This is a genomic window from Pseudomonas sp. WS 5059 (assembly GCF_012985525.1).
Lineage (GTDB): Bacteria > Pseudomonadota > Gammaproteobacteria > Pseudomonadales > Pseudomonadaceae > Aquipseudomonas.
The window spans coordinates 530,268-539,242 of sequence record NZ_JAAQWO010000006.1 but is presented as its reverse complement, the minus strand read 5'-3'; the positions used below and the strand labels follow the sequence as shown (position 1 = coordinate 539,242).

The 8,975-nt window shown below is 60.8% G+C and carries 6 protein-coding genes and 2 rRNA genes; 5 read left to right on the top strand and 3 right to left on the bottom strand.

Annotated features, from left to right (window positions below; genetic code table 11):
• From HBO12_RS20525 to HBO12_RS20505, 5 genes are all read left to right on the top strand, one after another.
• A 23S ribosomal RNA gene (locus HBO12_RS20525) occupies window positions 1-79 on the top strand; the annotation flags it as partial.
• Between the two features lie 154 nt (window positions 80-233).
• A 5S ribosomal RNA gene (rrf, locus tag HBO12_RS20520) occupies window positions 234-349 on the top strand.
• A 162-nt stretch (window positions 350-511) separates the two neighbouring features.
• Complete coding sequence (locus tag HBO12_RS20515) at window positions 512-1,171, top strand: paraquat-inducible protein A (RefSeq protein ID WP_169954800.1); 660 nt, start codon at window positions 512-514, stop codon at window positions 1,169-1,171.
• The gene (locus HBO12_RS20510) at window positions 1,158-1,781 is read left to right on the top strand and encodes a paraquat-inducible protein A (protein WP_169954801.1); all 624 of its coding nucleotides are present in this window, start codon (window positions 1,158-1,160) and stop codon (window positions 1,779-1,781) included. Before HBO12_RS20515 ends, HBO12_RS20510 begins: the two co-directional genes overlap by 14 nt.
• Complete coding sequence (locus tag HBO12_RS20505; protein ID WP_170043062.1) at window positions 1,774-4,077, top strand: PqiB family protein; 2,304 nt, start codon at window positions 1,774-1,776, stop codon at window positions 4,075-4,077. Before HBO12_RS20510 ends, HBO12_RS20505 begins: the two co-directional genes overlap by 8 nt.
• A 69-nt stretch (window positions 4,078-4,146) precedes the next feature.
• On the opposite strand, the gene mksF is transcribed toward HBO12_RS20505, so the two are convergent.
• The 3 genes from mksF to mksB are packed head-to-tail and all read right to left on the bottom strand — an operon-like array spanning window position 4,147 to window position 8,952.
• A complete protein-coding gene (mksF, locus tag HBO12_RS20500) occupies window positions 4,147-6,987 on the bottom strand; it encodes an Mks condensin complex protein MksF (protein ID WP_170043061.1) in 2,841 nt (946 codons plus the stop codon).
• A complete protein-coding gene (gene mksE / locus HBO12_RS20495; RefSeq protein WP_170043060.1) occupies window positions 6,984-7,685 on the bottom strand; it encodes an Mks condensin complex protein MksE in 702 nt (233 codons plus the stop codon). The genes mksF and mksE overlap by 4 nt, the downstream gene beginning before the upstream one ends.
• A complete protein-coding gene (gene mksB / locus HBO12_RS20490; protein ID WP_169954805.1) occupies window positions 7,675-8,952 on the bottom strand; it encodes an Mks condensin complex protein MksB in 1,278 nt (425 codons plus the stop codon). Before mksB ends, mksE begins: the two co-directional genes overlap by 11 nt.
• Window positions 8,953-8,975: the final 23 nt, after the last annotated feature.

The following is an 8,975-nucleotide window of genomic DNA, read 5'->3' as shown; positions in this document are numbered from 1 at the left end:
ACGACGTTGATAGGTTGGGTGTGTAAGCGCTGTGAGGCGTTGAGCTAACCAATACTAATTGCCCGTGAGGCTTGACCATATAACACCCAAGCAATTTGTTTCTCGAAAGAGCATCAGATTGCGGTGTGTGAAGACGAAATGAACCGAAAGTTCGAATCTCACAAAACACCGAAAGCTGTCACATACCCAATTTGCTGAAGCGAGGCACCTGCCGCGACTCAGTACCCGAATTTCTTGACGACCATAGAGCATTGGAACCACCTGATCCCATCCCGAACTCAGCAGTGAAACGATGCATCGCCGATGGTAGTGTGGGGTTTCCCCATGTGAGAGTAGGTCATCGTCAAGATTAAATTCCAAAACCCCAATTGCGAAAGCAGTTGGGGTTTTGTTTTGGGCGGTCGAAAAGGCGCTGGCATTACACCATTGTTCATCCCGACAAATTTGCACAGTTATTTCCCAACCAGAACACTAGAATAGACCCCTGATCATTTTAGACTTAGAGCCCTATATGTCCGACCCGGTTGATACCACCCAGGTGTCCGACCTACCGCTGGAGGACCTGGTTGCCTGCCACGAGTGCGACTTGCTGATGCGCAAGCCAGAGCTTGCGCACGGTGAAAAGGCCCAATGCCCGCGCTGTGGTTATGAGATGTACGCCCACCGCTACAATGTCGTCGAGCGCAGCCTGGCCTTGGTGATCGCCGCGTTATTGCTGTACATCCCGGCGAACTTTTTACCCATCATGCAGCTCAATCTACTCGGGCAGTCTTCTGAAGACACGGTCTGGAGCGGTGTAGTCGCCCTGTTCAATACCGGGATGCAAGGCGTCGCAGTGGTGGTGTTCCTGTGCAGCATGGGCATCCCGTTGCTCAAGCTGCTGTGCCAACTGGCGGTGCTGCTGAGTATTCGCTGGAACATAGGCCGCAGCTACGGCCTGTTGCTCTACCGTATTTATCACCATATGCGCGATTGGGGGATGCTTGAGGTCTACCTGATGGGCGTGCTGGTGGCGATTGTAAAGCTGGCCGACATGGCTGCCCTCAGCGTAGGCCTGGGGCTGGCCTGCTTTGTCAGCCTGTTGATGGTTCAGGTGCTGCTGGAGGTGGTCATGTCACCGCACCAAATCTGGCAGGCATTGTCCGGGGAGGACGAACATGCGGGCGATTGATGCTGGCATTCTGATCTGTACCGAATGCCACGAACTGAACAGGCAGGACCCGGAGACCGACGAGCAGACCTGCACCCGTTGCGGTGCGTTGGTCCATGCCCGCCGCCCGAACAGCCTGATGCGCACCTGGGCTTTGCTGATTACTGCGGCAATTCTGTACATTCCGGCTAACCTGTTGCCAATCATGACGATCAACTCCCTGGGGCAGGGTGCGCCGAGCACTATCATGGCGGGCGTGATCGAACTGGTTCAGCACGGTATGTTCCCGATTGCCGCCGTGGTGTTTATTGCCAGTATCCTGGTGCCGACCTTCAAGCTGGTGGGCATCGCCCTGTTGCTATTCTCGGTGCAGCGTCACCAGCCGCTTTCCGCCCGACAACGCATTATCATGTACCGCTTTATCGAATTCATCGGTCGCTGGTCCATGCTGGATATCTTCGTGATCGCCATTCTGGTGGCGGTCGTTAACTTTGGGCGACTTGCCAGTATCGAGGCCAATCTCGGTGCCGTGGCGTTCGCCAGTGTGGTGATCTTGACGATGTTTGCCGCAGTAACTTTCGATCCCCGACTGATTTGGGATAACACGGAGTCGGACGACGACCATGACTGATTTGCCAAAGGCTAAAACCCGCCCCGCTTCGAACTGGTCGGCCATTTGGGTACTGCCGTTGATCGCCCTGGTGATTGGCGGCTGGCTCGGATGGCGTGCCTACACCCAGACGGGCATCGAGATCCAGGTACGCTTTGAAAGCGGCGAAGGTATCCAGGCCAACAAGACCGAAGTGGTCTACAAAGGCATGCCCGTGGGCAAGGTCAAGACCCTGGCCCTGGATGACGAGGGCAGCAATCGCGGGGTGATTGCCACCATCGAGATGAACAAGGATGTCGAGCAATACCTCAAGGCCAATACGCGCTTCTGGCTGGTCAAGCCCAGCGTGAGCCTGGCCGGGATCACCGGCCTCGAAACCCTGGTCTCGGGCAATTACATCGCCGCCAGCCCTGGTGACGGCGAGCCTACGCGCAAATTCAAGGCGCTCTCCGAAGAGCCGCCATTGTCCGACGCCAAGCCCGGCCTGCACCTGACCGTCAAGGCCGAGCGGCTCGGCTCGCTCGACCGTGGCAGCCCGGTCTTCTACAAACAGATCCAGGTTGGCCAGGTCAAAAGCTACCTGCTGTCAGCCGATCAAAACACCGTCGAGATAAAAGTCTATATCGAGCCGACCTACGCCAACCTGGTGCGCAAACATACGCGTTTCTGGAACGCCAGCGGCATCAGCATCGACGCCAACCTGTCCGGGGTCAAAGTGCGCAGCGAGTCCCTGGCCAGCATCGTCTCCGGGGGGATTGCCTTCGCCACGCCGGAAAACCGCAAGGACAGCCCGCCCACCGACCCAAGCCTGCCGTTCCGTCTGTACGAAGACTTCGACGCCGCCGCCGCGGGCATTCGCATCAAGGTCAAACTCAGTGACTTCGAGGGCCTGCAAGCCGGGCGTACGCCGGTGATGTACAAAGGCATCCAGGTCGGCAGTCTCAAGGCCCTCAAGGTCGACTCCGACCTGTCCAGCGCCAGCGCCGACCTGACCCTCGACCCATTGGCCGAAGATTACCTGGTGGAAGGCACACAATTCTGGGTAGTCAAGCCGTCCATCTCCCTGGCCGGTATCACCGGCCTGGAAGCCCTGGTCAAGGGCAATTACATTGCCATCCGTCCCGGCGACAAAGGCGCCAGTCCCCAACGTGAGTTCGTCGCCCGGCCCAAGGCGCCACCGCTGGACCTGCGCTCCCCAGGCCTGCACCTGGTCCTGCTCACAGAAAACCTCGGCTCCCTGGAGGTTGGCAGCCCGATCCTCTACAAACAGGTCAAGGTCGGTTCGGTCCAGAGCTATCAGTTCTCGCGCAAGCGCAAGCAACTGGTGATCGGTGTGCATATCGAGAAGGAGTACGAAGGCCTGGTCAACGGCTCGACGCGTTTCTGGAACGCCAGTGGCGTGACCCTGACCGGCGGGCTCACCGGCGGCATCCAGGTCAAAAGCGAATCCCTGCAGAGCCTGATGGCCGGGGGGATCGCCTTTGAGACCCCAGAGCCAAACGTACCGCTGAGAAATCGCATCCCGCGTTTCCGCCTGTTTGCCGATCACGAAGCCTCCACCCAGCGTGGCACCCTCATCACGATCAAGGTCGACCGCGCCGACGGCCTGCGCCCCGGTACGCCGATTCGCTTCAAAGGCCTGGACGTGGGCAAGATCGAAAGCGTCGACCTGAGCGCCGACATGCAGTCAGTGATGCTTAGTGCACGCATCACCGAAGTGCCTGAGCGGATCGCCCGCACCGGCAGCCAGTTCTGGGTGGTCAAGCCGGAGTTGGGCTTGATGAAGACCGCCAACCTGGAAACCCTGGTCACCGGCCAGTACATCGAAGTCTTGCCGGCGGTGAAAAGCACCGGGGCACAAAAGAACTTCGTGGCCCTGGCCCAACCGCCCGAGGCTAACGTGCAGGAAGCCGGCTTGAGCCTGGTCCTCAGCGCGGCCCGCCGCGGCTCGTTGAAAGTCGGCGTGCCGGTTACCTACCGCGAAGTCACGGTGGGCAAGGTCACCGGCTACGAGTTGGGCAAGACGGCCGACCGTGTGCTGATTCATGTGCTGATCGAGCCCAAGTACGCCCCGCTGGTGCGTGGCGGCAGCCGTTTCTGGAACAGCAGTGGCTTTGGCCTGGACTTTGGCCTGTTCAAGGGCGCGACAGTGCGTACCGAATCCCTGGAAACCCTGGTCCAGGGCGGCATTGCCTTTGCGACGCCGGATGGCGAGCGCATGGGCAACCCGGCACTGCCCGAGCAGACCTTCCCGTTGTTCGACAAGTTTGAAGACGAGTGGCTGATCTGGGCGCCGAAGATTCCCCTGGGTAAATAAATCCAGGAGCCACAAAAAAGGCCGCGATCCAAAAGATCGCGGCCTTTTTAATGCCCTGCTAGGCGCCGATCAGACCTCATCCAACTGCGGCTCATCCGCCTGAACATTGATCGTCGCCTTCACCACATCATGGCGGCGGATGTACTTCCAGTCCGCCTCATCGATGTAGATCCCGTTCGGCCCACTGCCGCCCTCCAGGTCGATCGCCACCTGGGCGGAAACCTGCGGCTTCACACTGGCCAGGATCGGCACAAAGCCCAGTTGCAGGCTGGTCTCCAGCAATGCTGCCTGGTTCTTCTCATCGATATCCGCCGCCTCGTCGAGGTAGTACGGCAGGCGCACGCGACCGGCCTGGTCGCGGTCCATCAAGTGCAGCAACAAGTACATGTTGGTCAGAGCCTTGATGGTCATGGTGGTGCCGTTGGACGCAGCGCCATCGATGTCGGTGTGAATGATCGGCTGGCCGTTGACCTTGGTAATCTCGAACGCCAGTTCGAACAGGTCCTTGAGCCCCAACTGGTTGTGGTTGGCGGCCACCAGGCGTGCCAGGTATTCCTTGGCCTCTTCGTTTTTGTTGTCCTGCTCGGCGCTTTGGCTGAGGTCGAACACCGAGAGGGTTTCGCCTTCCTCATACTGACCGGCACTGTGAATGATCTGGTCGATATGCTTGAGCGCTTCCTTGTTCGGCGCAAACACGATACGGAAGCTCTGCAGGTTGGATACCTGGCGCTTGTTGATCTCGCGGTTGAACAGGGCCAACTGGTGCTCGAGGCTGTCGTAGTCGCTGCGGATATTGCGCAAGGTCCGCGCGATATCAGTCACCGCCGCGCGGCGCGCCTTGCCCAGGGTCAGGGCTTCGTCGGTGCGGTGCGCGTAAGCATTGATCAACAGATGCAGGCGGCGCTCCATATCGTCTTCGCTGTCGAACTTGGCCACGCCCTTGAGGCGCACTTGGGCGTACAGCGCGTCGATCTGCCCGTCGGCGCGCAGCAACCCCTGCCAGCTGTCCTGATAGTCATTGAGCAGCGGCAGCAGATTGTCCATGGAGTCGTCGACTGGATCCATGAACGGCGTGCCAAATGGCAAGTCGGCCGGCAACAACTGGCGACGGCGCAGGGCGTCATCCAGGGTGCGCTGCTTGGCTTCCATATCGCCGATCTGGCGGCCGACCAGTTGCAGCTTGGCCGACAGCTGCTGCACACGTTCGGTAAACGCATCGCTGGAGCGCTTGAGTTCATCCTGGGCGGCTTCCATCTGCGCCAGGTTTTCCAGCTTCTCGCCTTCCTCGGCACTCAGCGTCTGGGCGCGACGGTAGTCTTCCAGGGCTTTCTGCGCATCGAGTACCTGCTGGTACAGCGCTTCGGTCTGGGTCTTGCTTGCCGCGCGGTCAGAGGCCACCGCCTGCTGGGTCTTGAGTTGCTTGAGTTCTTTTTCCAGGCGCTCCTTCTGGTCGCGCAATGCCGCGCGATCCGCCAGGGCCTGCAAGGCAGGGGGCTCGATGTGCGAGATGTCGATGGACAGCCCCGGTACTTCAAAGCGCTCGCCCTTGAAGCCATCGAGGATCAGCTCCAGGGATTTGACCCACTGGCCGTCTTCATCCAGGGTGATGCCATGCTCGCCCAGCGGCAGGCTGAACAACGAACTGTTGAACAGACGCATCAGACGCTCGACGTCCTGCTGTGAGAATTCTTCCCGCAGCTTGGCGTAGCTGTTGTTGTCGGCGTGATCGAGTTGTTGCTTGACCGACTTCAGGCGCTTTTCCAGGTCGCGCAGGCGCTCATCCAGGTCCTCGGCGCTGAACTGTCGCGATTGCGCCAGGGCGCCGGCCAGTTCGTCGTGGGCATCCTTGGCCGCCAGCAGTTGCTGCTCCAGGACCTTGACGTCATCCACCAGGGCAAAGCGATGCTTGAGCACCGACAACTCGCCCAGCCAGCGCTGGATGCCGCTGATTTCCCGCTCCAGGCGCATCAGCTCCTGGGTGCCGCCGCGCTGATCGTTCTGCAGCGCATCCTGCTCGTTGCGGTAGTGTTCGGCCTGGATCGTCAGCTCTTCCTTGCGCGCACTGGCGTAGTCCGACCAGGTACCCAGCAGCGAATCGAGCAGCGGCGACAGGCGATGCAGTTTGCCGCGCAGGATGTCGCGCTGTTTCACGCCATTGGCCAAGGCCTCGACCAATGGGCCGGCGGCTACCAGTGAGTTGTAGTCCTGCTCCATGCGTCGCACATCGCGGAACGCTTCTTCACACGCCGCAATGTAATCCACACTGCCCGAGCGCAGGCTGTGCTCGAACGCATCGAGGAACAACTGCTTGAGCTTGGCCGCGGTGATTTCGCGCATGTGCAGCAGGTTGATAAACAGCGCACGGAAGGTCTTCAGGCTCTGCTCGCTGGTGGAACGCAGCGGAATCAGGGTCAGGTCCAGCGGGATCGAGGTATGGCCACCCACCAGCAAGCGCCGCAGCTCATCGGGCTTGAGTTCATAGGCCTTCAGGCCCTCGCGCTCAAGGTTGGTGAACAGCTCTTTCTGGCGCAGGCAGGTGTCGTTCTTCTGGTAGTGAGCCAGGTCCAGCTTGCCGGCGTAGGCGAAGAACTGGTGACCGAAACCGCCCCCTGGGCCGCGCCCGACCACGCCAATCACGTGCGGGCCGTGGGGCAGGGAGACTTCGACGAGGATGTAGCTGGTGTCGGTGGCAAAGTAGAAGCGCCGCGACTGTTCCAGGGTGTACTTGCCGAAGCTCATGTCCGACATGCGCGCCAGGATCGGGAACTGCAAGGCGTTGATCGAAGCCGATTTACCGAGGTTGTTTGCGCCATACACCGACAGCGGCTCTTCCAGCGGGAACAGGCCCAGGCTGTAGCCGGCGGTGTTCAATAGGGCGAAGCGGCGAATGCCATAACGTTCCTTGCTCATGCATCGGTCTCCTGTTCTTCGGCAATGGCACGGGCGAGGGCATCTTCTTCGCTTTCAAATTCACTCAAGTCCAGCGGGTCATCGGTCTGCAGCAGCTTTTCATCACTGTCTTCGTCGATGATCACCGGCGCCGGCAACGGCAGCACACTGTGGACGCTGGCCGCCAGGTCGCGGTCGGCCTGGACCGACAGGCACACGTCGAGGAAACGGTGCATCGGTGGCAGGAAGCGGTAAATACCGTTGTCTTCACCGGCAAAGCCGAGCTGGGTCATGCGGCGCATGATTTTTTCTTCCAGCTCCTCAACGGTCTGTACTTCGGCCTGGATAAACAGGTCGCGGTACTTCTCCAGCAACGAGGGCAGCTCATCGCGGCCCAGGCTGCCACCGTCGAGCACGGCAATCGGGTCGCGGCCCTGGTCGGCCAGGTGCTCGACGATGATGAAGGTGAACAATGCCAGGCGCTGCGCGGTCTTGTTCACCTGCGCGGCGGCCACGGCGGTGTCCGGCACGAAGTAATAGAAGCCACGGGTGTCGCATACCAGCTCAAAGCCCAGGGCCTTGAACAGCGTGCGGTACTGGTCCTGGAAGTTCGACAATTGCGCGTACAGCTCCGGGTCGCGGCGGCTGACGTGGTAACCCTTGAACAGCTCGCGAAAGATCGGCGCCAGCTGGGACAGTTCGGATAGATCAAGATGCATAGGGTGTGCTCGCAGAATTCTCGGCTACGTCGGTGCTGGCCGGGAGCAGGGCGAATGAGCGCAGGCTGACCTGGTGCTCGTGAGTGTGGTAATCCCGGCGTTCCAGGCGCTCGCGCTTGAAACGCTTCTCCCGCGACAAACGCGAGAACCAGTACAGCAACTCGTCGGTGGCCCCGTCCGGTTCCTGTTCCAGCAGCCAGGTCATCAGGTCCGGCATCGGCAGCGCGTCTTCGCAACGCTCCAGCATCTCCTTGACCGTGCGTGGCGCACGCTGGGCTTGGCCCTTGTGGGATTTGTGGGCCTTGGGGAACCGCGCAGGCTTGGGTTCGAAGTTCGCCAGGGCATACACATAGGCTTCGACCTGGCTGGCACTACCGAGGAAGGTACTTTGTGGCCGGGTGAACATCGGCATCGCCGCTTGCGGCACCGCGTCCAGGCCCTTGCGCCGGATCGCCGAGAGGGCCAGCGCCGCGCCACGGGTCACGGCGTTGTGCCGGCGTGCCTCTTCGCGCAGCGGCAGCAGCAGCTCGCGGGCATGACGCAGGGTCAGTTGGGCGCTGGTCTGCATTTCGAGGATGCGCGCGTGGGTGCGCAGCAACATATCGTCATCCACCAGGTGGCCCAGGCGCTGTTGTTCGGTGAGCATGCGCAGCAGCACGTTCTCAACCTTGCGCACGCCTTGCTCGAAGGCACCGTCGGCGTTCACCAGTTGGATCATCGGCTCGACGTACTCGTCCCAGGTCGCCAGGACCTCGGCATAGCGCTGGCGCAACGGGATCTGCCGGTCGCTGGTCTTGGCGCGGTCGGCCACGGCCGCGAGGGCCTGTTCGTCATTGGCGAGTTTTTTCAGCACGTCGCGCACGCGCATGTCCAGCAGCCGCAGTTGGCGAGCCAGGTCATGGCCGTCGCGGATGTCGAAGGCGTCCTGGATATAACCGGCCAGGCGCTCGAGGTGGCGCAGGTAGGCTTCGATTTCCAGGCACAGGCCTAGCCGGTGCTCCTTGCGAAGATAGGCCAGGAAGTCATGGATCTGCGCGTTGAGCTCGAAACGGTTCGGGCTCTTGGCGACAGGCACCAGGATATCCAGGCGAATCCACACGTCCAGCAGGCTGGTGATGTCCTGTGGCGTGCTGTCCAGTTGTTGGGCGGCCAGTTGCGCGCGCAACTCGCCAAGGCTCAGGGTGCCTTGGTCGAAGTGTTCGCACAGTGGCTCAAGCAGGGCCCAGTGTTCGGCGAGGGCGCGCAAGACGCGCTTGGGTTCGATCATCGGAATGGCCGGCTGGTTGGCGA